Here is a 24,120-nt window from a genome sequence, read left to right on the forward strand (position 1 = left end):
GCTCAGCAGAAGCTGCAGGTCGCACCTGGATTGCCGGTAACTGCGTTTATGAACTTGCCCACGGGCGAAATACGCTGTTCGCGTTTGACCGCAGCCGTCTCGAGGAGTCGCTTGAAATCGTCAAGCTTCACGCCGTCGGCGCGCATCACCATGGCGATCAGGGGGTCGCGAAGCGCTTCGGATATCGTCAGGTCGTCTCTGGTCTTGCTCATGGCTCTTTCCTCCTTTCGTGGGCAGAAGCCCGTGTTCCGCTCCCGCTGCACTGCTCTCTCGGCATTGACTTTCGCAAGGAGTGGTGTTACCGGTAAGTAACAATGCATTTGTTACCGATCGGTCACATGGATGTCAAGGACATTGTCCTCAAAAAAATCAGAAACTTCGAACGCGCTCCTCCCTGCGAATACAGACGAAAAGATTCCCCCGCGGGAGCGAATTGTCTCGACCGCTGCGGAGCTGTTTCGCGAGCACGGCATTCGCGGGATTGGCGTTGACGCCATTGCGGATGCGGCGCTGACCAACAAGATGACGCTTTACCGTCACTTCGGTTCCAAGGACGAACTCGTGTGCGAGACGTTGCGCCGGGCCTCGGAAAAAGCCGAGGCGATCTGGCGTGACCTGGAGACCGCCCATCCGGGCGAGCCGCGCGCGCAGTTGATAGCCTGGGTGGACGCCCGTACGCAAAGCCTTTGCGGCCAGCATGTCGGCTGCGACCTCGCAAACGCTGCCATCGAGCTCAAGGGCGAGGGGCATCCGGCCTACAGTGTCATCGAGCACCACAAGGCCGAGCAACGCGACAAGCTGGAGGCTCTCTGTCTCGCGGCCGGTGCGCGCGAACCCCAGCTCCTTGCCGATACTTTGACACTGCTCCTGGAAGGAGCACGCGTGACGCGGCAGGCAATGGGCAATGACAACTGCTGCAACCATTTTTCCAAGGCCTGCAGCGCCGCAATCACGGCTTTTGCCTGAGGCCACCCCCTCCCCGCGGGGAACCTTACCGCTTCGGACTCGTTTGCCCATCATGTGGACGCAAGATTGAAGCACTGACATGAACTACGTCTATCTCCACCGGCTATATGCCAAGCGCGCTGAACTCGAAGCAAAGCTCGAACTTTACGATGCACGCGATTGCTTCGGCGACGAAGATGTCAACGACGGCACCGACCGTGAGATTCGCGAGCGGATCAACGAGATTTCGGCGGAGATCGAAGTGCTCGAGCATTCTTCTGCCAGCTAGTTGGAAGCGTCGAGCAACTGAATCGTGCGGGCGTCGAACTGTCCTTCGTAGAACTGATCGATCACCTTGTGAAAGGGTGATCCGTAGTCGCTGATCGCCGAAAAGAGCGTCATCGACGATCGCAGCTTGAGGTCGTCGGGTGAACCGAAAATCTCGTTCGCAGATCGATCCCTGACGGCCAGCACCGCGTCGACGCATCGCCGAAGGCGACTGCCGAGAATGGGGTCGGCAAGGTAGCGCGAGGCCTCTTCCACCGAGCGAATGGCATATTTTTCTGCCATAACGGACGAACCGAGGCCGGCGATCTGGGGAAAGATGAACCACATCCAGTGGGACCGTTTGCGGCCAGCCGCCAATTCTGCGAGGGCCTTGTCATAGATGACGTTCTGGGCATCAATGAAACGATCAAGTTCATAGTCGATGTCAGCAGACATGGCTGTACCTCCGCTGCGTCAACTATATCGGCAAAGGAATTTGTCCATGCCCCCGATTGGCGGAGTGCACACTCAGCAGGATTTGTCGGCGTAGGGACTATGTTCCCGGCAATAGTCAAGCGCGGGAAGCGATTGCGAGATCGAACTCACCGTTTCGGTGTCCACCCCCGTTGGCATCGAGCCACCGATATGGGCGGTCAAACCTGCAATGCCCAGGAGGAGCAAAGCGCCGACGACCAGGAACCGCTCGGAGACGGATGGTCGGTGCGCGCTGACATGTTCGGCGTATTCGCGTTCGCCCATGCCGTTCAATTCTTCGTCCGTCGCGTGATGCTGCACCGTGTCGCCGCGGGCAACGCTCCAAGTGTCGTCATGTGTCATTGTCCTACTCCTGCAAGCTGCGTGCGCGCGGCGAAGGCAAATCTTTGCACCGGCGGCTCCTGCACGCCAGCAGCATGTGTGTTTGCGTTCGCTCAAGTTGAAGGCCGGATGCGCAAACGCAGTGTTCATAAAATCGAACCAATCGGTTTGATGTGACTTTAAGGGCTTGGCTCTTCGATAAAATTCGGCTTAGGTCGAACACCATCCAGATCGCGGTTACCCCATGAAAAAATCATTCGGCGTGATGTCCGTCGCGCAACTTTCCGTCCTCATCCAGACTGCAGCCGTCGATCCTGTTGATGTGGTCGAAGACGTTCTCGGCGGGATCGAAGCCTATGCCGACCAGACCGTCTTCACCGCACTCTTCAAGGAGCGGGCGATCGAAGAGGCGAAAGCATCCTCCGCCCGGCTGAAAGCGGGCCGTTCACGCGGCATGCTGGACGGTATTCCGATCGCCTGGAAGGACCTTTTCGATATCGAAGGGCGCGCCACGACGGCCGGCTCCACAGTGCTCGTCAAAGACCCGCCGGCAAAGGCGGATGCGGATGTCGTCGCTGCCCTGCAGCAGGCCGGGATGGTCTCCATCGGCTGCACCAGCATGAGCGAATTCGCCTTTTCAGGTCTCGGGATAAACCCACACTACGGCACGCCGCATAATCCGCACGGCACGGACGCGCCTCGCATTCCCGGCGGCTCGTCCTCCGGCGCAGGCGCCGCTGTCGCAGCGGGCCTGGTGCCGGTGGCCATGGGGACGGATACCGGCGGTTCCGTGCGCATTCCTGCCGCCTTCAACGGTATCATCGGCTACAAGGCGACGCGTGGACGTTACCCCATGGGAGGTGTCTATCCGCTCGCAAAAAGCCTCGATTCGCTCGGTCCGCTCTGCCGGACAGTTCAGGATGCCGTCTGGATCGATGCCGCGATGCGCGGATTGACGGCTCCGAGCATTGCGCGTGGCACCATCAGTGGGCTCGACGTTGTGATCCCTGACAACGTCGTATTCGACGGTGCGGAGGCCGGCGTCGTTGCGGCCTTCGAGACGGCGGTCGAATGGCTGATCGCCGAAGGCGTCTCCGTGAGCCGCGTCACCATGCCCGCCTTCGACGAGATTCTCGCATTGATGGCGAAGCACGGCTCACTGGTGACCGCAGAGGCCTTCGCCCTGCATCGCGAACGGCTGGCGGGACCCGAGGCTGCAGAAATGGACCGTCGGGTCGTGGTCCGGACACGGCTCGGCGAAAAGATCACCCTGTCCGACTACCTCGCAATTCTCGACGCGCGCGAGCGACTGACCGCAGACGTCGAGCGCATTGTCGGAGACAGTTTCGTCGCCTTTCCGTCGGTTGCCCATGTGGCGCCGCCGATCGCGCCGCTTGAGGCTGACGACGAGCTCTTCTTCGCGACCAACGGCAAGACGCTGCGCAATACGATGCTCGGCAATTTTCTCGATTGGTGCGGGGTGTCGATCCCTTGCGGTACGGGTGACGCGGATATGCCGGTCGGCTTCCTGCTTTCGGCCTCGCGGGGGCGCGACGAAGCGCTGCTCAGTGCGGCGCTTTCGACAGAGGCCACCATTCGGGGAGATTTCGTTTGAAGTTCCAAGGCGTTGTTGCCTAGATAGCTGCGCCGCGAGGAGGAGTCTGGCATGACTGAGATTTTGGAAAACGGACGGTTCGCTGTCTCGACGTGGTCGTTGCACCGGCTTCTGGGCGCGACCTATCCCTATAGTCCCGATCCCGACAAAAGCGCCGAGCGCAAGGAGCCCTACGGCAAGGGCAGCGCCGCACTTCTCGAGGTTCCGGCGCAGCTCTGCGATCGCGGTATCGGCCGCCTCGAAATCTGCTCGTTCCACCTGCCTGAGCTCGATCGCGGATACCTCGCGGAGCTGCGTTTGGCGCTCGACACTGCAGGCATCATGCTCCAGACGCTGCTTGTCGAGGACGGCGATCCGAGCCATCAGCCGAACGCCGAGCGCGACACCCACTGGATCGCCGGCTGGGTGGAGATTGCCGCGGCACTCGGCGCCAGAAACATGCGCGTCATCGCAGGAAAGCAGCAGCCGACCGAGGAAAACCTGGCACGCTCGGCCGGACATCTTTCTTGGCTGGCGGATCGGGCTGAAGGAAGCGGCGTGCGCGTCGTCACCGAAAACTGGTTCGATCTGCTGCCGTCGCCGAAGGAGACGAACTGGCTGCTCGACCGGATGGACGGAAAAATCGGTCTTAACGGCGATCTCGGCAATTGGGCGGCGCCCGAGAAATATGCCGGTCTGGCTGATATCATGAGCCGCGCCGAGATTTGCCACGCCAAGGCAAACTACACGGCATCCGGTATCGACGCCGACGACTATCGCAAGTCGCTCGAGGCGTGTCGGCAGGCAGGCTACGGCGGACCCTATACGCTGATCTACGATTCGCACTTCTTTGCCGACGAGTGGGACGGCATCCTGCTGCAGAAGGCTTTCATCGAGGAATTTTATCAGGAAAAGCAGCGCGCCGCGGGCTGAGCTGCAAGAGGAGACTGGCATGAGCGGTTCAACCACGATCGATGGCTTTGCAAAGCGCATCAGAAGCGGCGAGGGCGGCGGGATCATTTCGGCATGGATCGGAATTCCCGATCCGCTGTTCGTCAACCATCTGGCCCAGGAAGCGTTCGACGCGGTCGTGCTCGATATGCAGCATGGCGTCTGGGACATGGCATCGGCAGCCAACGGCATCGGCCAGGGGAGACTGGCCGGCAAGCCGGTGGTAGCGCGCATTCCGGTTGGCGATTTCGCCCTCGCGTCCCGTTTGCTCGATGCCGGCGCCTCGGGGGTTATCGCCCCGATGATCAATTCCGCCGCCGACGCCGAGGCTTTTGCCAGGGCGACAAAATATCCGCCGCTCGGCGAACGCAGCTGGGGACCGACGCTTGCGATCAACCACAGAGGGCAGTCGGCCGGCGACTATCTTGCGACAGCCAACGAGCAGACGGTTGCCATCGCCATGATCGAGACGCGTGCAGCACTGGACGCTGCCGATGAAATCCTGCGCGTCGCAGGCATCGACGGCATTTTCGTCGGGCCTGCCGACCTCTCGATCGCGCTTTCGAATGGCGCAAGGCTTGCTCCCGATACTCCCGAGATCGATGGCGTTCTGAAGCACCTCGTTGCCCGTTGCCGCGCGCATGGCAAGTTTGCCTGCGTCTTCGGCAGCAATGGAGAGCGGGCAGGAGAGCTCCTGAAAATGGGCTTCGATTTCGTGATCGCGGGGGCAGATACGCAACAGCTGCGTCTCGGTGCTGCGAGCGCCATTGCCGCGGCCCGCAAGGTGCAGGCCGGCTGAACCTATCTCACGGCGAGCCAGATGACGTGGCGCGCGCCGCCACGTTTGCCATTTGCCCGCATGTTGATTGCCTCGACCGAAAAACCGCTGTCGCGCACGCGCCGGGTGAAGCTCGTATCCGGGCCGGACGACCAGACCGCCAATACGCCGCCCGGCCGCAGCGCATCGCGGGCCGCGCGCAAACCCTTGAGATCGTAGAGACCGTCGTTTGACTGGCGGGTCAGGCCATCGGGGCCGTTGTCGACGTCGAGCAGGATTGCGTCATACGCGGCCCTGCTCACGCCGATGAGTTCGCCGACGTCGCACTGGTGAACAGCCACGCGCGGATCGTCGAGGCATCCCTTGAACACCTCCGCCATCGGCCCTTTCGCCCAGTTGACGACAGCGGGCACCAGTTCCGCGACGACCACCCGGGCATCCTTAGGGACAGCGGCAAGGGCAGCGCGCAGGGTAAAGCCCATGCCGAGCCCACCGATCAGGATAGCAGGCCGGGGGCGACCCTTGATCTTCTCGTAGGATAGCGTCGCGAGCGCCTCTTCGGAACCACTCAAGCGACTGTTCATCAGTTCGTTGGATCCCAGCATGATCGAAAACTCGCTCCCGCGCTGCTTCAGGCGCAGTTCGCCGGCTTCACCGGGGATGGGAGCGGAATCGAGCTGGATCCAAGGGAGCATTGTAAACCGGGCCTCACGTTGAGCGGGCCTCGTAGCACAAAAGACCGCGCCCGCGAACCTGAAACGAGGATCGCGGGTTCGTTCGGCCGCCTGCGCCGTTTGTTAGTTGTCCACACACACCGGGTTCGTCGTGCGGGCCGAGAGGCGCTGATTCGGCGGGCACTTCCACTGGATGGATCCGGAGGTGGTACTGCTGGTCTCGAACGAATCAAACGGGATGGAAAAACCGCCGCTCGGCGCCTGGTCAGAACGGCCCGTTCCAAGCGGGGCCGAACCATCGAAGCGGCCGCTGCTGTCCATGCCCATGCTGGCCTGTGCAAACACACTTCCTGCAAAGCCGAGGATAACGATGGAGGTCATTGCGATAAGCCTGTACATGATCGAAATTCCTTCCGTGTTGGAACACCTGAGAAGATAGCGCGCTCGCCCGGTTTGTTCCAGACGTGCGCGGTACCTATTTGGTAGATTTCAACGCGCCGCCCAGTTGGCGCCACGACGGAAGATGGTCTTCATTTCAGGCACGGAAAATTCATTTGCCTGGTGTCCGAGGGAAGAATAGAAAACGCGGCCCTTGCCGTATTTGCGTTTCCAGGCAACCGGCATGACGACGCCATCGATCCAGTCGGCATGGTCGCCCGTGAAGGTCGTCGTTGCCAGCACTTCGTTCGAAGGATCGACGTGCATGTAGTATTGCTCGGACGTATAGGGGAAATCGGCAATTCCCTCCATGATGGGATCGTCCGGCCGGGTGATGTTGACCTTGTAGTCTATGATGTTGCCGGGATGAGCGACCCATTGGCCGCCGACGATGAACTGGTATTCGACGCATTCGCGAAAACTGTCCCCCGCGCCGCCATGATATCCAGCGAGCCCGACCCCGCCTTCGATCGCCTCGGCGAGGTTCTTGATTTCTTCCTTTTCGATCTTCGACATCGTCACGATCGGCACCACAAGCGACAGATCATGCACGGACGGATCGGCAAACGCTTCCGTCGTATGCTCGACATAGACCTTGAAGCCATCCTCTTCGAGAATGTCCTTGACGATTGCCGCGCATTCCTGCGGTTCGTGGCCGCTCCATCCGCCCCAGACGATCAGTGCTTCACGCATATTCATTCCTCCTGATAATTACTTGCCCAACCGTCCGTCGACGAGGGAATCCGAGAGCGGCGCCGGCCGTTCCGTCTGAGTGGTGATGGCAACCGTCCGGCCTGTTTCGGATGCGGTGTGGAACGCCTCCATGACTTCGAGGACGTGCAGTGCGAGGCTGCCGTTTGCCCGGTGCTTCCGGTTGGAGCGGATGGCGTGCGCGAGATCCGCTACGCCGATCGAGCGGTAGTTTCCGTCCGCATAAGGCGCTGTCAGCGGTTGCGGTTCGAACGCGCCACCCTTCTTCAAGAGCTCCACCTCGCCGCCGAAATGATTTGGATCCGGCACGATGAGCGTGCCTTCGGTTCCGTAGATCTCCAGCGGTACATGTTTGTGGCCGGCGACGTCGAAGCTCATTCCGATCTGCACGACGGCTCCGTTGGCAAAGGCCATGAGGCCCGAAACATGCGTTGGTACATGAACCGGGATGCGCTCGCCGTTTCGGGGCTCGCTTGTGATGACACGCTCGGTGCGCGGCGTGATCGCGAAACCTGCGACCTGCGAAACGGGGCCGAACAGGTTGACAAGGTCGGTGATGTAGTAAGGCCCCATGTCGAGCATCGGACCACCGCCGACCTCATAGTAGAATGCAGGATTGGGATGCCACCGCTCGTGGCCAGGGCACATGAAGGTCGCTGTGCCACCGACCGCCTGGCCTATGATGCCCTGGTCTATGAGCGTGCGCGCCGTCTGGTGGCCACCGCCGAGGAACGTGTCGGGCGCTGCCCCGATGCGCAAGCCCTTCGCCTTGGCGGCATCCGCAAGCGTCTTGCCTTCCGAAAAATTGATGCCGAGCGGCTTTTCCGAATAGGTATGCTTTCCCGCAGCGAGCGCCTGCAGGCCCACAGTCACATGTGCCTTTGGCACCGTCAGATTGACGATGATCTCGATCGCCGGATCGGAAAGGAGCTGATCGATGGTCTTGGCAGGCACATTGAATTCGGCGGCCTTCGCATCCGCGAGCGCCTGATTGAGATCTGCCACGCCCCTGACGTCGAGAATGGGGAAAGAGGCCATCGCCTTCAGATAGGCACCGGAAATATTACCGCACCCGATGATGCCTATGCCGACTTTCTCCATGATTTCCTCCCGATGTATTTTGTGATGCTAGTGTCAGAGCGCCGGTCCGGTGGTGTTCCAGGGCGACTCGTAGAGTTCGTAGAGGGCGACGGCGGCGGCGCCCTGGGCCCAGAAATCGTCCGTCGAATCGTCGAAGACTAGTTCGGCGACGCCTTTCAGCGATGGTGGAACGGCGAGCGCGTATGCGTTGCGCAGGCTTTCCAGGAAGGGCTCGCCAAGCGCGAGGCTGGAGCCGACCAGAATGACGCGGGGCGGTGCGAAAATAGTAACGATGTTGGCAACCGCGACGCCAACCGCTTCGCCTGCGCGGATGGCGGCGGCGATCAGCATATTGTCTTCTGCCTTGATGAGCGCTTGAGCGTGCGTCATGCCGCGGCCGAGACGAATTGCCTCGGCGAAACGGCCGCCGGCCGGCTGGTCACCGAGGATCTCGCTTTCGCCGGCCTGGCTGGACAGCCTCACGATGCCGCGAGGCCCCATGCCGAGAACGAGGTCACCGAGATTGTGGCTCAGACCGCCTGCACCACGGAAAAGCTCATTGCCGTGGAGGACACCCAGACCCAGCGTCTGCTCCAGTGAAATCAGCACCATGTCCTCGAGGTCCCGCGCCTTGCCGAACCAGTGGTGCGCGAGCGTGATGGCATGCGCATCGCTTTCCACGATGGTCGGCGTGTGGAGCCGGGCCGTCATCTCGCCTGCGAAATTAACATTGGTGTCACGAAAGATGGGGCTACTGCGGACGTGACCCGTGCGATGTTCGATGACGCCCGGAAGGCCGAGGCAGACGGTGTCGACGTCCTCAAGTGAGAGACCCGCGTCAACGACGCAGCGTCGCACGCCGTCCTCGACAAGATCGGCAATGACGCCGATAGGCTGGCGATCGATGCGGATCGGCAGTGCCAGCTTCGACAGCACGTCGCCGCGAAAATCGGTGACCACGAATACCAGCCGGTTGGCCGCGATCTTGGCACCGACGACACGCGCCGCGTCCGGATTGAGTTCCAGCATGACCCGCGGTCGGCCGCGGGCGGCCTCGTTGCGAATATCGCCCTCATGGCGCGGCAGGATCAGCCCGTCGTCGAGCAGCGAGGCGGTAATGGCCGACACTGTGGTCGTCGATAGCTGGGTGCGCTCGCTTATCTCAACACGCGCTATCGGCCCATGGCGACGGATCGTGTCCAGCACGTTCAAGCGATTGATCGCACGCATCAATTCCGGATCTGCAGTCTTCATATGGTCTGACCGTGCTCGTCCTGCGTCTGCCGAAACAGGCAATTAATTTCATCGGTATGCGAATTAAATAGCGCGAGTCAGCGGTGCGCTGTCAAGGCAAATCTACCATTTTCAATGAGGGGAGTTGACTTTCCGCCAAACCTCCCGATGATTTAATCCGCATAAGGGAAAAATTGAAGAGGACGCTTTTTCCCTTGAGGAGGAGAATCCATGTTTGATCATCTGAGGGCGAAAGCCCAGCTTCGCAGACGTTTCATCGCCCGTTCCGCGGCCACCGGACTGGCACTTCTGATCGCGGCAGGCGGCGCCGCTGCCGACACCACCATCAAGTGGCTGCATCTTGAGCTCGATCCCAACTATGTGGCGATTTGGCGCAAGATTGCCGACAAATACCAGGCCGAACATCCCGGCGTGAAGGTCGAGATGCAGTTCCTGGAAAACGAGGCGTTCAAGGCGAAGCTTCCGACGTTGCTCCAGTCGAGCGACGCGCCGGACTTTTTCTACAGCTGGGGCGGCGGCGTGCTGAAGCAGCAGCTTGCGACCGGCACGCTCATGGACCTGACCGAAGCGATGAATGCCAAGGACGGCGCCTGGGTCAAGACCTATAACCCGGCCGCGATCAAGGGGCTTTCCTATGACGGAAAGGTTGGCGCCGTTCCGTTCAAGATGGGCACCGTCTCCTTCTTCTACAACAAGGCGCTGTTCGCCAAGGCCGGCGTCGACGCCGCCAGCATCAAGTCCTGGGACGATTATCTCGGGGCCGTGAAGAAACTCAAGGGTGCCGGCATCGTACCGATTGCCGGGGGTGGTGGCGAGAAGTGGCCGATCCATTTCTACTGGAGCTACCTGGTGATGCGCAACGGCGGCCAGAAGGTCTTCGATGCAGCCAAGACCGGCGAAGGGGAAGGTTTCAACGACCCGGCGATCATTAAGGCCGGAGAACAGCTGGCCGAGCTCGGCAAGTTGGAGCCGTTCCAGCCGGGCTATCTCGGCGCGACCTGGCCGCAAACGCTCGGCGTCTTCGGCGACGGCAAGGCTGCGATGATCCTGGCGTTCGAAAACACCGCGGCCAACCAGCGCACCAATGCCGGCGACGGCAAAGGGCTGGATCCCGACAATATTGGCCGCTTTGCCTTCCCGGCCGTGACCGGGGGCGCAGGTGCGGCGACCGACACGCTCGGCGGATTGAACGGCTGGGCGGTGACGAAGAAGGCGCCGCCCGAAACGCTCGACTTCCTCGCCTATCTGACCAACGCGGAAAACGAGCGCGAGATGGCGAAAGCCGGCATGATCATACCTGTCGCGGTCAAAGCGCTGGATGGTGTAACGAACCCGCTGCTGCACGAGTCCGCGGAACAGCTGGCGCAATCCACGTGGCACCAGAATTTCTTCGACCAGGATCTGGGACCATCCGTCGGTCGCGTCGTCAACGACGTGTCTGTTGCTGTTGTGTCCGGGCAGATGAGCCCTGCGGACGGCGCACAACAGATCCAGGATGCTTTCGAGCAGGACCAGCTTTAACGAAGATCATCGCGGCGCGGGCCCGGCCCGCGCCGCTATTTTCATTTCCAGCGAGGCTGGCATGCCATGACCCATATCAGCGTAGCGACCCCTGTTCGCCCGCGTACGACGACCGCGCGATCGGTTCGGCACAAGGATCCGGCTGTCTCCGGACGACTGCCCCTGTTGGTTTTGTTCCTCCCGCCGGCGCTGCTGCTCTTCACGATCTTCGTCATTCTGCCCATGGGGGAAGCCGCCTGGTACAGTCTCTACAAATGGGATGGATACGGCCTGCCTACGCAATTCGTCGGTATGAGGAATTTCGAGGTTCTGTTCAAGAACAGCGCCTTTCTTACAGCCCTGAAGAACAACGGGCTCATCATCGTCGTCTCTATCGCGATCCAGATACCGCTGGCGATCTGGCTGTCGATGATGCTGGCCCATCGCATCGCGGGCGTCGTGCTGTTTCGTCTGATCTTTTTTCTGCCCTACGTCCTGGCCGAGGTGGCAGCAGGCCTCATCTGGCGCTTCGTCTATGATGGCGACTACGGCCTGTTTGCGTCGATAGCGCATCTCGTCGGCGTCGAGACCCCCTATGTGCTGGCTGACAAGGATCTGGCCATGTACGCGGTGCTGGCGGTGATCGTGTGGAAATACTTCGGCTTCCACATGATGCTGTTCATCGCGGGCCTGCAGTCGCTTGACAAGAGCGTGCTGGAGGCCGCCGAGATCGACGGCGCCAGCGGCTGGCAGCGCTTCCGGTATATCACCCTTCCGCTGCTGGGTTCGACCGTGCGGCTTTCGGTGTTCTTTGCCGTTGTCGGCTCGCTGCAGCTGTTCGACCTGATCATGCCGCTCACAGGCGGCGGGCCGTTCAACGCGACGCAGACGATGGTCACCTTCCTGTTCAACTTCGGGGTCACCCGCATGCAGGTCGGCCTCGGCAGCGCAGTCGGCGTTGTCCTCTTCGTGATCTGCATCACGCTCGCCTTCGGCTACAAACGGATATTCATGCGCCATGACTGATGTGGTTTCACCCGCCCGGCTGCCCGCCGGCACGAAAATCTATCTCTACGCGTCGCTGACGATCATCGCCGCCATCGTCCTGATACCGCTGTTGACGACAGCCTTGGGCGGCTTCAAGGAACTCGGCGATCTGCGCACCAATCCCTTCGGCCTGCCGATCGAGTGGCATTTCGAGAACTACACCGACATCCTGTTCGGTGACCGCTATTGGCGACAGATGATGAATTCGCTGATCATCGCCGTCCTCACGGTCTTCCTGACGGTTTCGGTGTCGGCGATGGCAGCCTTTACGTTCGCCCATGTCAAATTCTTCGGCTCGGGCTTCCTGCTCAACTATTTCCTGATCGGCCTGATGTTCCCAGCCGCCACGGCAATTCTGCCGCTGTTCATCCGCATCCGTGATCTGGGATTGTTGAATTCCTACTGGGGCGTGGTGTTGCCACAGGTCGCTTTCGGCCTTGGGATGAGTATCCTGCTGTTCAGGAATTATTTTCGCAACCTTCCGGAAGAATTGTTCCAGGCGGCAATCGTCGATGGCTGCGGCTATATGCGCTTCTTCTGGCATATCTCGCTGCCGCTCTCACGTCCGATCATCGCCACCGTCAGCATCATCTCGTTCGTGGGCAGCTGGAACAGCTACATCCTGCCGCTGATCATGCTGAACTCGGAGGCGATGTATCCCTGGCCGCTCGGCGTCATGGTCTATCGCGGCGAATTCGGCACCGCCTGGCAGCTGGTGCTGGCCTTCATTACCCTCACCATCCTTCCGACGATCATCGTGTTCTTCCTGGCGCAAAAGCATATCATCGCCGGTTTGACCGCAGGCGCGGTCAAGTCGTGATCGATGCCGGTCCGAAGCTCAGCCGAAGACAAGGCCGCCATCGACGATGAGGTTCTGGCCGGTGACGGCGCGCGCCCACGGGCTCGCGAAGAAGAGAACCGCGTCGGCCGCTTCCTCCGGTGTCGTTACCCGGCGAAGCGGCGTGCTTGCCGCTATCAGATCGAACACGGCTTCCGGGGTAGCGCTGCTGGCCTGCGTGGTTCGCAGCAGACCGCCCGAAACCATGTTCACGGTAATCCCGAGAGGGCCGAGTTCAGCCGCTGCCGTGCGAGTCAAGGACAGCAGGGCACCCTTGGCCGCCGTATAGTCGTGATACGGCACGACCGGATTCTGAAACAGATTGGTACCGATGGTCACGATCCGTCCGAAGCCCACCGATGCCATGGCCGGGCGAACGGCCTGGATGAGGTTCAGCGCGCCTTTGACCGCAGTGTCGAGTTGCGAGGCCATCTCCTCCCAGGTCAGCCGGTCGAGTTTTGGACGGGCATCGCCGTTGAAGCTGAAATCGGCGAGCGCGTTGTGAACGACGGTGGTCGGCGCACCGAAGATGTGCGTCACCTCTGCGACCATCTTCCTAACGGCCTCCGCGTCACGGACATCCGCCTTGAACGCTCCCGTGCGGTCACCAAGTGCGGCAGCGAGCGCCTCGGCCTCTTGGCTGCTCGCCCGATAATTGATCGCGACCTTCGCCCCTTCGCGGGCAAATGCGGTGGCGATGGCCGCTCCCAGGCCGCGGGCGGCACCGGTGACGATAACCGTCTGTTGGCTGAGCGTCGTTGTCATTTCGCGTATCCTTCATTCGTCTGCCAAAGCTCATGGAAATGCTGGACGGGACCGTGCCCGGAACCTACCTCGAGCGTGTCGGCCTGTGCGACGGCACCGGCGAGATAGGATTTTGCGGCGGCAACCGCTTGAAACAGAGTTGCGCCTCTTGCCAGTTCGGCAGCCAGCGCGCTCGACAGCGTGCAGCCCGTCCCGTGGGTGTTCGCGGTCTTAATCCGCGCAGCCTCGAACCAACTCAACCCAGCGGATGTTGCGAGCACATCGGGGCTCTCGTCACCGGCGAGGTGGCCGCCCTTAACGAGGACAGCCGCCGGCCCAAGTGCGCGCAGACGCTGCGCGTGATCCGCCATCTCTTCGCGGCTTTCCGCTGCGGTCCCATGAAGAAGTGCCGCGGCTTCCGGCAGGTTCGGCGTCAACACCGTTGCCAATGGCAAAAGCCGGCGGGTCAGGATGTCGACGGCTGCGGGATCCAGGAGGTTGGCGCCGCCCTTGGCGACCATGACGGGATCGAGCACGACCGGAACGCCGCTGTGCTGCTGGAGTGCGTCCGCCACCGCATTGGCGATCTCGGCGTTGGCAATCATGCCGATCTTGACGGCATCGACACGCACATCGGCAAAGACCGCTCGGATCTGGTCGGCGACGAAGGCAGCGGGAACGAGATGCACGCCTGAAACACCCTGCGTGTTCTGCGCCGTCAGTGCCGTCAGCACTGCCATGCCGTAGACGCCCCCGGCCGAGAATGTCTTGAGGTCGGCCTGGATGCCGGCACCTCCAGATGGGTCGGATCCTGCGATCGCGAGGACATTGCGGATCATCTTGCTGCCTTTCGGATGGCGTTGACGAAGCTGCGTGCCGCAACTTCCGGATCGGGCGTGCCGCAGATAGCCGAAACGACAGCCAGCCCGTCGGCCCCGGCTGCGAAAACGTCCCGGACATGCGTGTTTTTGAGACCGCCGATCGCGACGGCCGGCACGGGGCAGGCCTCGATGAGGCGCGCCAGACCGGCAAAGCCGATCGGCTGCTTGTGGTCGAGCTTGGTCGGGGTCGAGAATACCGGCCCGATGCCTGCATAGTTGACGAGCGCCGGATCGACTGCCGCCGCCAGCCTCTGCGTCTCGACAGAGAGACCAAGGATCATCTTTGGCCCGATCCGTTGCCTTGCAGCATATGCGTCCGTATCGTCCTGGCCAATGTGGAGCCCGTCGGCGCCGATGGCGATGGCCGCCTCCACGTCATCGTTGATGATGACAAGCGCGCCCGTGCCCGCAAGCGCTGCCTTCAGAGCCTTGCCCGTCTCTATCATCCGCCCCGTGTCCGCATGCTTGTCGCGCAGCTGCACCACGGTCGCACCGCCGGCAACGGCCGCGCGAGCGGTCTTGATCATGCCGACGTCGGCGCAGAGATCCGGGTCAAGGACGAGATAGAGCGACAGATCGAGGTGCGTCATGCTGCAAGGATCCTTGAATGACGATCCAGGAAAGCGCCGTCGACCGCTGCAAGGCAATCGAGGAATCGCCATGAAAACGAACCGGGACCATCCGCCTTTCGAGCCGCTTCTTCGCCGGCAACGGCGAAGGTGGCAAGCGCTGCAACAGTTGCATCGAAAGGAGCATTCGTCGCGGCGAAGGCGCCGACAAGGCAGGTGAGTGAGCATCCGAGCGCCGTTATCTGCGGCATCAGCGGCGACCCGCCTTCGATTCGAACGGCTCTTTCACCATCGGTGACGAAGTCAGTCACCCCCGTGACGGCAACAACCGTCTCATGCGTGCTCGCAAGGTAGCGGGCAGAGGTTTCCGCTTGCTCGACAGCGTCCCGACTGTCAACGCCCTGGCCGCGGCTGGCTCCGCCAGAAAGGGCAATGATTTCGGAGGCGTTTCCGCGAATGATCGTGGGACGCAGTTCGAGGAGCGCCGCAACCGCCTTCCGCCGGAAGCCGGTCGCGTAGTGGGCAACCGGATCGAGAACCCAGGGCGCGCCGCTCTCGTTGGCCGCTTCCGCAGCAGCGCGCATTCCCTTCATCCAAGCCGACGAAATGGTGCCAATGTTGATCGTCAGCGCCCCGGCAATGCGGGCAAATTCGCCGGCCTCTTCCTCGGCATGCACCATGGCAGGGGAGGCGCCGGCAGCCAGCAGCACATTGGCGGCAATGTTCATCGCGACAAAATTGGTAATGCATTGCACGAGCGGCGTCTGTTTGCGCATCGCAATGAGAGCCGCACCCGGCGAGGTCATATCTTGCATATTGCCCTTTCACGCGGGGCAAGACGCAGGGACAAAACGCAAGATTGCGGAAAAGTCCCGAGCGACTCCCTCCGCCAGCATTATCTGGTTCAGGTTCCAAGGGTACTTCTCAGTCCGCCTTCCGGCGAACGCCCCTGTCTCTCAATGAACCATCTTGTTGCAGAGAACAGGCCGCCTGTCACTTCAAATGTCTGTCACAGCCGCGAGATACCGGCTGTGACATTTGCTCGATGACACGGTCCACATCAGCCGAGCTATTCGGCTGCCTGATAGACGTCTTCCGGGCGAGCCGATGTTCTCGGTCCCAAGGCAGCGACGAGCGTTACTGCGACAGAGACGGTCGCAACGAAAGTGATACCCGCAAAATACGGATCCCAACCAAAGCCTGGGGCGGCCGCGAAGACCGCCGACGCCGCCGCGAGCACGATGCCGCCACCGATCTGGAACGAGGCGAAGAGCAATCCGGAAGCCAGTCCGGACTTGTCCTCCTCGACATCGGACAGCGCCGCCACCTGCACCGAAGGATAGGTCATGGCATAGCCGACGCCGAGCGGAATTTGCGAGAGCGCCACGAGCAGGACCGGATGGATGTGGCCGACCGCGGAGATCCAGAGGATGTAGCTGGCCGCCTGCAACGCAACGCCCGCTGTCATCAGGGCCGTGGTGCCACGGCTTTGTCCGATTGCGGCAAAGCGTGGCGCGAGAAACATCACGCAGACCCCTCCGAAGGCGAAGCAGAATCCCGTCGCGAAGGCCGACCAGCCAAAGACGTTTTGATAGTAGAGCGTTGCGATGAACTGGAACCCGACATAGACGCCCTGGAACAGCGCGGCGACGGCATTGGCATGGCTGAGTTTGGCTCGGCGGAAGATCGCGAGCGGCACCATCGGATCGGCATGGCGCATCTCGACGACCAGGAAGAGGCCGATCAGGACGACGGCGGCGAAGAGCGAGCCCCATGTGGGCAGCGTATCCCAGCCGGCGGCGGCGGCATGGGTGATGCCGAACACGAAGAGCAGGAGACCGGGCGTGATCGTCAGGGCCCCAGCCCAATCAAACGTGGGCCGAGGGCCAGTCCGCGGTTGATCCGCAGGCAATACGAAGGGGGCGATTGCCAGCGCTATCAAAGCTACCGGCGCCCCCATCACGAGCGTTGCGCGCCAGCTGATGATGGTCGCCGCCCCACCCAGGACCATACCGAGCACAAATCCGGTGGCCCCCGTCGAGGCAAACACTCCGAGCGCCTTTGCGCGCGCGTTGCCCTCACCGAATACGGAAAGCAGCAGGGCGAGAGCGGCGGGCGCCGTGAAGGCGGCGGCAATCCCCTTCACCAGGCGCGCGGCAATCAGCGTCGGTCCGCTGTCGACGAAACCGCCGGCAATGCTGGCAGCGGCGAAAATTCCGAGGGACCAGAGGAAGGTGCGGCGATGCCCGAAAACATCGGCAACACGCCCCCCAAGCAGCAGGAAGCCCCCGTAGCCAAGAACGTAGGCGCTCACCGCCCATTGCAGGGACGTGGCCTTCATGCCGAGCTCCGCCTGGATGGCCGGAAGCGCAACGCCGATGGTCGAGACATCCATGGCGTCGAGAAAATTGGCAGCACAGAGGAGCAGCAACGCGAGGCCGGCTCCGCCTTTCCGTTTGGAAATAGTCATCGATGATCGTTCCTTTCGTGCTGGCGCCGCGGGAGGATCGGGCGCCAGAGGAACGAGAAAATGTACAGCTTCAGGATCTATTGCAAATTGATAGTACCTATGTCAGGTATTACTGGCGATGATGAATGATGCGATCCTCCGCAAGATAGACCTGAACCTGCTGCTGGCATTTTCCGTGCTCATGCAGGAACGGAACGTCAGTCGTGCCGCCGAGCGCCTGTTGCTCGGCCAACCTGGCTTGTCGGCTGCGTTGAAGCGGTTGCGCGAGTCGCTCGACGACGAGCTGTTCGTCAGGGTGGGACGAGGGCTGCAGCCGACGCCGAGAGCTCTTGCAATCGCGCCGACGATTGAGGACGCGCTGTCTGGCATCGAACGCGCCATTCGTCCGCCGACGGCCTTCGATCCCGCAAGCTGGCAGGGCGAATTCCGGATCGGCATGTGCGACAATCTGGAATCGGCTTTTTTCGGCCCATTGGTGGCGCGGCTGCGCGAGTTGTCTCCCGGATCCCGGCTGGTGGGCGTGGCGTCCGACAAACGCGACGCTGCGCGGATGCTTGATGAAGGCGCCTATGACTTCAGCGTCTCGGTGCATGACGATCCCGCGTCCTGGCACATCCGTGCACCGCTTTTCAACCAGTCTTCGATCTGCGTCTTCGACCCTGCGCGGGTTGGGCTGAAGGCTCCCTTGAAGCTCGAAGACTTCGTCAGGACGCCTCATGTCACCGTTTCTTTCGAAGGCAACAGTGCCAACAACCTCGATGTGGCGCTTGGCCGTGTCGGCCTGCGCCGTCAGATCGTTGCGACGGTACCGCGCTTTTCTGCCCTGCCGACGGCCCTCAGGGCAATGCCTGCAATCGCGACGATCCCGGAATCGATTGCCCGATGCATGGCGCAACTGCATGGACTCGCGATTTCCGTGCCGCCGCTGGAGCTGCCGGCAGAGCCGGTCACGATGCTCTATCGGCGCGTCGACCGCGCTGACGGCCGATCGATGTGGTTCCGCAGATTGTTTGTAGACATCGTCGTTGCGGCACTTAAGGCTTCTGGTTGCACGTCAACAGTCTCCCAAGCTGCTTAGCGACGCCGGCCTTAAACGCCGGCTTCCTTGATGGCTTCCATGGCTACAAAGGTCGACGTGTTGGCAACGAACGGCAGGCTGGAGATCTTTTCGCCGAGGACGAGCCGATAGTTTGCGATGTCCGACGTCCGGATCTTGAGCAGATAATCGAAGGCGCCTGCGATCATGTGGCACTCCTCGACCTCCTGCAGCTTCCTGACCGCGATGTTAAATGCGTTGAGCGCATTCTCACGTGTGTCTGAAAGCTTGACCTCGGTAAACGCAACATGGTTCCTGCCGAGCTTGTTGACATCGACGATGGCGCGAAAGCCCAGTATGTAGCCGTCTTCGATCAATCTCTTGAGCCTGACCTGGCAAGGGGTATTCGAAAGCCCGACGCGCTTTGCAAGGTCCGTCACCGACATACGGCCATCTGCCATCAGCGCTTCGATTATCTTGTTATCGAACAAGTCGATTTCTCTGCCATGATTTGACATAGTCACAATAATTCCCTCTTAAGCGACCAAGAATTGGCGAAATATAGATTTATTCGCCAGAAATCAAGTGAAATTGACCTTGGGGAATCTGCTAGGTTGTCCGCCTGTCCCGATAGGAGCTGACATGACGAGCATCAATGGCGCGGTAGCGGACGAAGCCACCGTAAAGCAGGTGGGTGGAACTGGAAATCACTTTGACGGATTTGCCCCGGCCATCCGCCCTCAGAGCGATCTGAGGAAGGCGATCACGGCGGCCTACCGCACGCCCGAAACAGTGTGCGTTCCCCGTCTCGTCGAGGCTGCGGCTCTACCCGATCCGATCCGGCAGGCAGCCGCAAAGACAGCTCGAAAGCTGATTGAAGCACTGCGTGCGAAGCACAAGGGCACTGGGGTGGAGGGGCTGGTACACGAGTACTCGCTTTCCAGCCAGGAAGGCGTGGCGCTGATGTGTCTTGCCGAAGCCCTGCTGCGCATTCCCGATGCCGCGACGCGTGACGCCCTGATCCGCGACAAGGTCTCCGAAGGCGACTGGAAGGCTCATCTCGGCGGCGGTCGCTCGCTCTTCGTCAATGCTGCAACCTGGGGCCTTGTCGTCACCGGCAAGCTGACATCCACGGTCAACGACCGCAGTCTTTCCGCGGCCCTTACGCGCCTCATCGCGCGCTGCGGCGAGCCGGTCATCCGCCGCGGTGTCGACATGGCGATGCGCATGATGGGTGAGCAGTTCGTCACCGGCGAAACCATCGACGAGGCGCTGCAGCGTGCAAAGACACTCGAGCAGCGCGGCTTCCGATATTCCTACGACATGCTCGGCGAAGCGGCAACGACCGGCGCCGATGCGGAGCGATACTACAGGGACTACGAGACGGCGATCCACGCAATCGGCAAGGCCTCCGACCGTCGCGGCATATATGAAGGTCCAGGCATATCCATCAAGCTCTCGGCCCTTCATCCGCGCTATGCTCGTGCACAGAGCGCCCGCGTGATGGATGAACTGTTGCCCAAGGTGAAAGCACTCGCGCTGATCGCCAAATCCTACGACATCGGCTTGAACATCGATGCCGAAGAGGCCGACCGGCTGGAATTGTCACTCGATATCCTGGAGAGCCTGTGTCTCGACCAGGATCTCGCAAACTGGAACGGCATGGGATTTGTGGTGCAGGCCTACGGCAAGCGTTGCCCATTCGTGCTCGATTTCATCATCGATCTTGCCCGTCGCGCCGGGCGACGCATCATGGTGCGGCTCGTCAAGGGCGCCTATTGGGATGCGGAAATCAAACGCGCACAGGTCGACGGTCTCGATGATTTTCCGGTCTTCACGCGCAAAATCTACACGGACGTTTCCTATATCGCCTGCGCGAAAAAACTGCTCGCGGCAACGGACGCTGTTTTCCCGCAGTTTGCCACGCACAACGCACAGACACTGGCGACGATCTATCAGATGGCAGGGTCCGACTACTATGTCGGCAAATACGAATTCCAGTGCCTGCACGGCATGGGCGAACCGCTTTACGACGAGGTCGTCGGACGCCAGAACCTGAACCGGCCATGCCGCATCTATGCACCCGTCGGCACGCATGAAACGCTGCTCGCCTATCTGGTGCGCCGTCTCCTTGAAAACGGTGCCAACTCATCTTTCGTCAACAGGATCGCCGACCCCAGCGTCTCGATCGACGAACTCGTCGCCGACCCGGTCGACATCGTGTCGGCGATGGCTGTTGTCGGCCAGAAGCACGACAAGATTTCCCTTCCCGCCGATCTCTACGACCGGCGGCGGAATTCGGGCGGCCCTGATCTTTCAAACGAGGACGTGCTTTCAGGCTTGACCCACGCGCTGGAAGCAAGCGCCGCCCGGAGCTGGGAAGCGGTTCCAAGCCGGGCAACGACGACCCTGGCAGGCAAGCCGCGCGACGTTCTTAATCCCGCCGACGGTCGCGACGCCGTCGGCACTGTGCGCGAGGCAACGGAGGGGGAGGCGGCGGTGGCCGCTGCCGCAGCCCTGCAAATCGCCCCAAGCTGGGCTTCCGTGTCGCCCGCCGAACGGGCTGATATGCTCGACCGCGCCGCAGACATCATGCAGACCCGAATCGAGACCCTGCTCGGGCTGATCATTCGCGAAGCCGGAAAATCCGTGCAGAATGCCATCGCCGAGGTCCGCGAGGCGATCGACTTCCTGCGCTACTACGCCGAGCAGGCCCGTCGCACACTCGGTCCCTCGCACGCGCCTCTTGGTCCTGTCGTCTGCATCAGCCCGTGGAATTTTCCGCTGGCGATCTTCACAGGTCAGGTTGCGGCGGCCTTGGTGGCTGGCAATCCCGTTCTGGCAAAACCTGCCGAAGAGACGCCGCTGATTGCCGCCGAGGCCGTTCGCATTCTCCATGAGGCCGGCATCCCCCTCGATGTCGCCCAGCTCGTCCCCGGCGACGGCCGGATCGGAGCTGCGCTCGTTGCTGCGCCCGAAACCGCGGCGGTAATGTTCACGGGATCGACCGACGTCGCCCGGCTCATTCAAGCGGAACTGGCAAAGCGCCTGTCCGCGAGCGAAGAGCCCATTCCGCTCATCGCCGAGACCGGCGGCCAGAACGCCATGATCGTCGATTCGTCGGCGCTCGCCGAACAGGTTGTCGGTGACGTCATCGCCTCGGCCTTTGACAGCGCCGGGCAGCGTTGCTCGGCACTGCGCATCCTGTGCCTGCAGGAAGACGTGGCGGACCGAACGCTGGCCATGCTGAAGGGTGCGCTGCGCGAACTTACTATTGCCAACACCAATCGCTTGTCTTCCGATATTGGCCCCGTCATTACCGCCGAGGCGAAGGAAATCATCGAAGCCCATGTTCAGGCGATGCGCGACCTTGGCTGCGCGGTCGAGCGGGTCGAACTACCTGAAGGGACCCAACACGGCACCTTCGTTTCCCCCACCATCGTCGAATTGCGCAACATTTCAGATCTCAAACGGGAAGTCTTCGGTCCGGTCCTCCACGTGATCCGGTGGCGCCGCCAAAACCTCGACCGGCTGATCGACGACATCAATGCGACCGGCTATGGCCTGACTTTCGGCCTGCATACGCGCCTGGACGAAACCATCGCGCATGTCACGTCGCGCATCAAGGTCGGCAATCTCTACGTCAACCGCAACGTCATCGGCGCGGTCGTCGGCGTACAGCCGTTTGGCGGCCGGGGCCTGTCGGGTACCGGACCCAAGGCTGGCGGGCCGCTCTATCTCGGCCGCCTCGTCAGGACGCCGCCCATCCCGCCGCAGCACAGCTCGGTCTATAGCGATCCGGCACTGTCCGACTTCGCCAAGTGGCTCGATAGGGAGGGGCTGCAGGACGAGGCCGAAATGGCGCGCAATCTCGGCGGTCAATCGGCGCTCGGCCTCGAAACCGAGCTTCCCGGTCCCGTCGGGGAACGCAATATCTACGCGCTGCACGCGCGCGGCACGATCTACTGCGCACCGGCTTCGGCTGTCGGCCTGCGCCGGCAGGTGTCCTCGGTGCTTGCCACCGGCAATAGCGCGCTCATCGATTGCGACGATGGTCTTCGTTCGAGCCTGGATGGTATTCCGGCGAGCGTTGCCCAACGTGTCGCCTTCGGGAGCGGTGTGGGCGGCGGCCTGCTTATGTCCGGGGCCCTCATCGAAGGCGATGCCGATCGCGTCTCGGCAATGCTGAAAAAGGTTGCCGCAATGCCCGGTCCGCTGTTGCTGACACAATCGGCTTCCACGCTGGAGCTCGAAAACGATCCTGACGCCTATTGCCTCAACTGGCTGCTGGAAGAGGTGTCGACGTCGATCAACACGGCGGCGGCGGGCGGAAACGCCAGCCTGATGTCGATCGGCTGATCGCCGCTGAGGGATGTTCGAACGAAGAAAGGCCGAGCGGCGACCGCTCGGCCTTTTTACTTGTTCGGGAGATGCGGGCGAGTGCGGGCGTTGTGGCAAACGCGCAGAATGTACTTGCGCAACGGATAGCGACGATCCAATTTCGCGACCGAAGCAAAAGCCCGACAGGACAGAGCAATGAACGAGACTTTCCACCAGCCGATCGACGCCGCCGACATTCCGCGCTTTGCCGGACACGCCACCTTCATGCGGATGCCGGTTGCCAAAACCGCCGAAGGACTCGATATCGCGCTGGTGGGAATTCCGTGGGACGGCGGCACGACGAACCGGGCGGGAGCCAGGCATGGGCCACGAGAGGTGCGCAGCCAGTCCAGCCTGATGCGCCGCGTGCATCACGTCTCCGGCACCGAGCCATTCAGCATTGCAAACGTTGCCGATGTCGGCGACCTGTCGGTCAACCCGATAAACCTTGTCGACGGGCTCACCCGCATCGAAAAGGGGATGGCGGAGATCGTCGCTGCGGGCGCTATTCCGCTTTCGGTCGGCGGCGACCACCTGACGACGCTTCCGGTGCTGCGCGCAATCGCCAGGGACCGGCCTGTCGGCCTCATCCATTTCGATGCCCATTCCGACACCAACGACCGATATTTCGGCGACAATCCCTATACCCACGGTACGCCATTCCGCCGCGCCATCGAAGAAGGCCTCCTGGATCCGAAGCGAATCGTGCAGATCGGAATTCGCGGTTCGATCTATGAGCCCGACGAACATGACTGGGCACGGCAACAAGGCGTGCGCATCATCTACATGGAGGAGTTTGTCGACCGGGGCGTCAAAGCCGTCATGGGAGAGGCCAGGGAGATTGCCGGCAATCAGCCGACCTACGTCACCTTCGATATCGACAGCATCGATCCATCGATGGCACCGGGAACAGGCACGCCGGAAGCCGGCGGTTTCACGACCCGTGAGGCACAGCAGATGATCAGGCTGCTGGAAGGCGTTGATATCGTCGGCGCTGACGTCGTTGAGGTTTCCCCGCCCTTCGACCTCGCTGGAATGACCGCACTGGCGGGGGCGACGATGATGTTCGAACTTCTATGTGTGATCGCCAGGCAGGTCGGTGATCGCCGCCGTGCCCTGACAACTGGCTGATGGCTGTGGCGGACGA

25 protein-coding genes and 1 riboswitch are annotated in these 24,120 nt (G+C 61.6%); of the genes, 11 read left to right on the forward strand and 14 right to left on the reverse strand.

All coding sequences use genetic code 11. The features are described 5' to 3' along the window. Nucleotides 1-2 precede the first annotated feature (2 nt). Nucleotides 3-212, reverse strand: coding sequence for a hypothetical protein (locus ASC97_RS25290; protein WP_057471072.1), 210 nt, complete (start codon nucleotides 210-212; stop codon nucleotides 3-5). 130 nt (nucleotides 213-342) lie between these two features. Between ASC97_RS25290 and ASC97_RS25295 the strand changes: the two genes are divergently transcribed. Next, entirely contained in the window at nucleotides 343-966 is a 624-nt protein-coding gene (locus tag ASC97_RS25295) for a TetR/AcrR family transcriptional regulator (protein WP_057471073.1), read from the forward strand. A 79-nt stretch (nucleotides 967-1,045) separates the two neighbouring features. After that, nucleotides 1,046-1,234, forward strand: a complete 189-nt coding sequence (locus tag ASC97_RS25300; protein WP_057471074.1) for a hypothetical protein — start codon at nucleotides 1,046-1,048, stop codon at nucleotides 1,232-1,234. On the opposite strand, the gene ASC97_RS25305 is transcribed toward ASC97_RS25300, so the two are convergent. Next, on the reverse strand, nucleotides 1,231-1,668 hold the full coding sequence (locus tag ASC97_RS25305; protein ID WP_057471075.1) for a DUF1810 domain-containing protein: 438 nt from the start codon (nucleotides 1,666-1,668) through the stop codon (nucleotides 1,231-1,233). The two genes, ASC97_RS25300 and ASC97_RS25305, sit on opposite strands and share 4 nt — an antisense overlap. Before the next feature lie 72 nt (nucleotides 1,669-1,740). Then, entirely contained in the window at nucleotides 1,741-2,049 is a 309-nt protein-coding gene (locus tag ASC97_RS25310) for a hypothetical protein (protein ID WP_057471076.1), read from the reverse strand. A gap of 223 nt (nucleotides 2,050-2,272) precedes the next feature. On the opposite strand from ASC97_RS25310, the gene ASC97_RS25315 reads away from it, so the two are divergent. From ASC97_RS25315 to ASC97_RS25325, 3 genes are read left to right on the forward strand one after another with little or no spacing between them, the layout of a single operon-like run. Next, the gene (locus tag ASC97_RS25315) at nucleotides 2,273-3,643 is read left to right on the forward strand and encodes an amidase (protein WP_057471077.1); all 1,371 of its coding nucleotides are present in this window, start codon (nucleotides 2,273-2,275) and stop codon (nucleotides 3,641-3,643) included. Between the two features lie 51 nt (nucleotides 3,644-3,694). Beyond that, nucleotides 3,695-4,555, forward strand: coding sequence for a sugar phosphate isomerase/epimerase family protein (locus ASC97_RS25320; RefSeq protein ID WP_057471078.1), 861 nt, complete (start codon nucleotides 3,695-3,697; stop codon nucleotides 4,553-4,555). A gap of 19 nt (nucleotides 4,556-4,574) precedes the next feature. Further along, nucleotides 4,575-5,372: an HpcH/HpaI aldolase family protein gene (locus ASC97_RS25325; protein WP_057471079.1), complete on the forward strand. Its 798-nt coding sequence runs from the start codon at nucleotides 4,575-4,577 to the stop codon at nucleotides 5,370-5,372. 2 nt (nucleotides 5,373-5,374) lie between these two features. Here the strand turns inward: ASC97_RS25325 and ASC97_RS25330 are convergent, their stop codons facing one another. The 5 genes from ASC97_RS25330 to ASC97_RS25350 form a co-directional block, all read right to left on the reverse strand. After that, complete coding sequence (locus ASC97_RS25330; RefSeq protein WP_057471080.1) at nucleotides 5,375-6,046, reverse strand: spermidine synthase; 672 nt, start codon at nucleotides 6,044-6,046, stop codon at nucleotides 5,375-5,377. Nucleotides 6,047-6,148: 102 nt separating this feature from the next. Next, on the reverse strand, nucleotides 6,149-6,424 hold the full coding sequence (locus ASC97_RS25335) for a hypothetical protein (RefSeq protein WP_057471081.1): 276 nt from the start codon (nucleotides 6,422-6,424) through the stop codon (nucleotides 6,149-6,151). Nucleotides 6,425-6,514: 90 nt separating this feature from the next. After that, entirely contained in the window at nucleotides 6,515-7,156 is a 642-nt protein-coding gene (locus ASC97_RS25340; RefSeq protein WP_057471082.1) for a ThuA domain-containing protein, read from the reverse strand. A gap of 18 nt (nucleotides 7,157-7,174) precedes the next feature. Beyond that, the gene (locus ASC97_RS25345; RefSeq protein ID WP_057471083.1) at nucleotides 7,175-8,275 is read right to left on the reverse strand and encodes a Gfo/Idh/MocA family protein; all 1,101 of its coding nucleotides are present in this window, start codon (nucleotides 8,273-8,275) and stop codon (nucleotides 7,175-7,177) included. 33 nt (nucleotides 8,276-8,308) lie between these two features. After that, nucleotides 8,309-9,508: an ROK family transcriptional regulator gene (locus tag ASC97_RS25350; RefSeq protein ID WP_057471084.1), complete on the reverse strand. Its 1,200-nt coding sequence runs from the start codon at nucleotides 9,506-9,508 to the stop codon at nucleotides 8,309-8,311. Nucleotides 9,509-9,718: 210 nt separating this feature from the next. Between ASC97_RS25350 and ASC97_RS25355 the strand changes: the two genes are divergently transcribed. From ASC97_RS25355 to ASC97_RS25365, 3 genes are all read left to right on the forward strand, one after another. Then, on the forward strand, nucleotides 9,719-11,029 hold the full coding sequence (locus ASC97_RS25355; RefSeq protein WP_057471085.1) for an ABC transporter substrate-binding protein: 1,311 nt from the start codon (nucleotides 9,719-9,721) through the stop codon (nucleotides 11,027-11,029). Nucleotides 11,030-11,095: 66 nt separating this feature from the next. Beyond that, a complete protein-coding gene (locus ASC97_RS25360) occupies nucleotides 11,096-12,034 on the forward strand; it encodes a carbohydrate ABC transporter permease (protein WP_057471086.1) in 939 nt (312 codons plus the stop codon). Beyond that, nucleotides 12,027-12,875 (forward strand): carbohydrate ABC transporter permease, encoded by an 849-nt coding sequence (locus tag ASC97_RS25365; protein ID WP_057471087.1) that lies wholly within the window; start codon nucleotides 12,027-12,029, stop codon nucleotides 12,873-12,875. Before ASC97_RS25360 ends, ASC97_RS25365 begins: the two co-directional genes overlap by 8 nt. A gap of 18 nt (nucleotides 12,876-12,893) precedes the next feature. Here the strand turns inward: ASC97_RS25365 and ASC97_RS25370 are convergent, their stop codons facing one another. From ASC97_RS25370 to ASC97_RS25390, 5 genes are all read right to left on the reverse strand, one after another. Then, a complete protein-coding gene (locus ASC97_RS25370; protein WP_057471088.1) occupies nucleotides 12,894-13,658 on the reverse strand; it encodes a 3-oxoacyl-ACP reductase in 765 nt (254 codons plus the stop codon). Beyond that, the gene (gene thiD, locus ASC97_RS25375) at nucleotides 13,655-14,476 is read right to left on the reverse strand and encodes a bifunctional hydroxymethylpyrimidine kinase/phosphomethylpyrimidine kinase (RefSeq protein ID WP_057471089.1); all 822 of its coding nucleotides are present in this window, start codon (nucleotides 14,474-14,476) and stop codon (nucleotides 13,655-13,657) included. Before thiD ends, ASC97_RS25370 begins: the two co-directional genes overlap by 4 nt. After that, nucleotides 14,473-15,108: a thiamine phosphate synthase gene (gene thiE, locus ASC97_RS25380; RefSeq protein WP_057471090.1), complete on the reverse strand. Its 636-nt coding sequence runs from the start codon at nucleotides 15,106-15,108 to the stop codon at nucleotides 14,473-14,475. The genes thiD and thiE overlap by 4 nt, the downstream gene beginning before the upstream one ends. Further along, the gene (gene thiM / locus ASC97_RS25385; RefSeq protein ID WP_057471091.1) at nucleotides 15,105-15,902 is read right to left on the reverse strand and encodes a hydroxyethylthiazole kinase; all 798 of its coding nucleotides are present in this window, start codon (nucleotides 15,900-15,902) and stop codon (nucleotides 15,105-15,107) included. The genes thiE and thiM overlap by 4 nt, the downstream gene beginning before the upstream one ends. Before the next feature lie 49 nt (nucleotides 15,903-15,951). Further along, a riboswitch (TPP riboswitch) is annotated at nucleotides 15,952-16,048 on the reverse strand. Between the two features lie 108 nt (nucleotides 16,049-16,156). Beyond that, entirely contained in the window at nucleotides 16,157-17,557 is a 1,401-nt protein-coding gene (locus ASC97_RS25390; RefSeq protein ID WP_057471092.1) for an MFS transporter, read from the reverse strand. A gap of 118 nt (nucleotides 17,558-17,675) precedes the next feature. Here ASC97_RS25390 and ASC97_RS25395 point away from each other — a divergent pair, with 118 nt between their 5' ends. Beyond that, on the forward strand, nucleotides 17,676-18,635 hold the full coding sequence (locus tag ASC97_RS25395) for a LysR family transcriptional regulator (RefSeq protein ID WP_057471093.1): 960 nt from the start codon (nucleotides 17,676-17,678) through the stop codon (nucleotides 18,633-18,635). Between the two features lie 11 nt (nucleotides 18,636-18,646). On the opposite strand, the gene ASC97_RS25400 is transcribed toward ASC97_RS25395, so the two are convergent. Beyond that, nucleotides 18,647-19,111 carry an Lrp/AsnC family transcriptional regulator gene (locus ASC97_RS25400; RefSeq protein WP_057471094.1) on the reverse strand — a complete coding sequence of 155 codons (465 nt, stop codon included), beginning with the start codon at nucleotides 19,109-19,111 and terminating at the stop codon, nucleotides 18,647-18,649. 124 nt (nucleotides 19,112-19,235) lie between these two features. On the opposite strand from ASC97_RS25400, the gene putA reads away from it, so the two are divergent. Further along, on the forward strand, nucleotides 19,236-22,952 hold the full coding sequence (gene putA, locus ASC97_RS25405; protein ID WP_156390462.1) for a trifunctional transcriptional regulator/proline dehydrogenase/L-glutamate gamma-semialdehyde dehydrogenase: 3,717 nt from the start codon (nucleotides 19,236-19,238) through the stop codon (nucleotides 22,950-22,952). A 177-nt stretch (nucleotides 22,953-23,129) separates the two neighbouring features. Beyond that, nucleotides 23,130-24,104 carry an agmatinase gene (gene speB, locus ASC97_RS25410; RefSeq protein ID WP_057471095.1) on the forward strand — a complete coding sequence of 325 codons (975 nt, stop codon included), beginning with the start codon at nucleotides 23,130-23,132 and terminating at the stop codon, nucleotides 24,102-24,104. Nucleotides 24,105-24,120 lie beyond the last annotated feature (16 nt).

The organism is Rhizobium sp. Root1203, assembly GCF_001424945.1.
Lineage (GTDB): Bacteria > Pseudomonadota > Alphaproteobacteria > Rhizobiales > Rhizobiaceae > Rhizobium.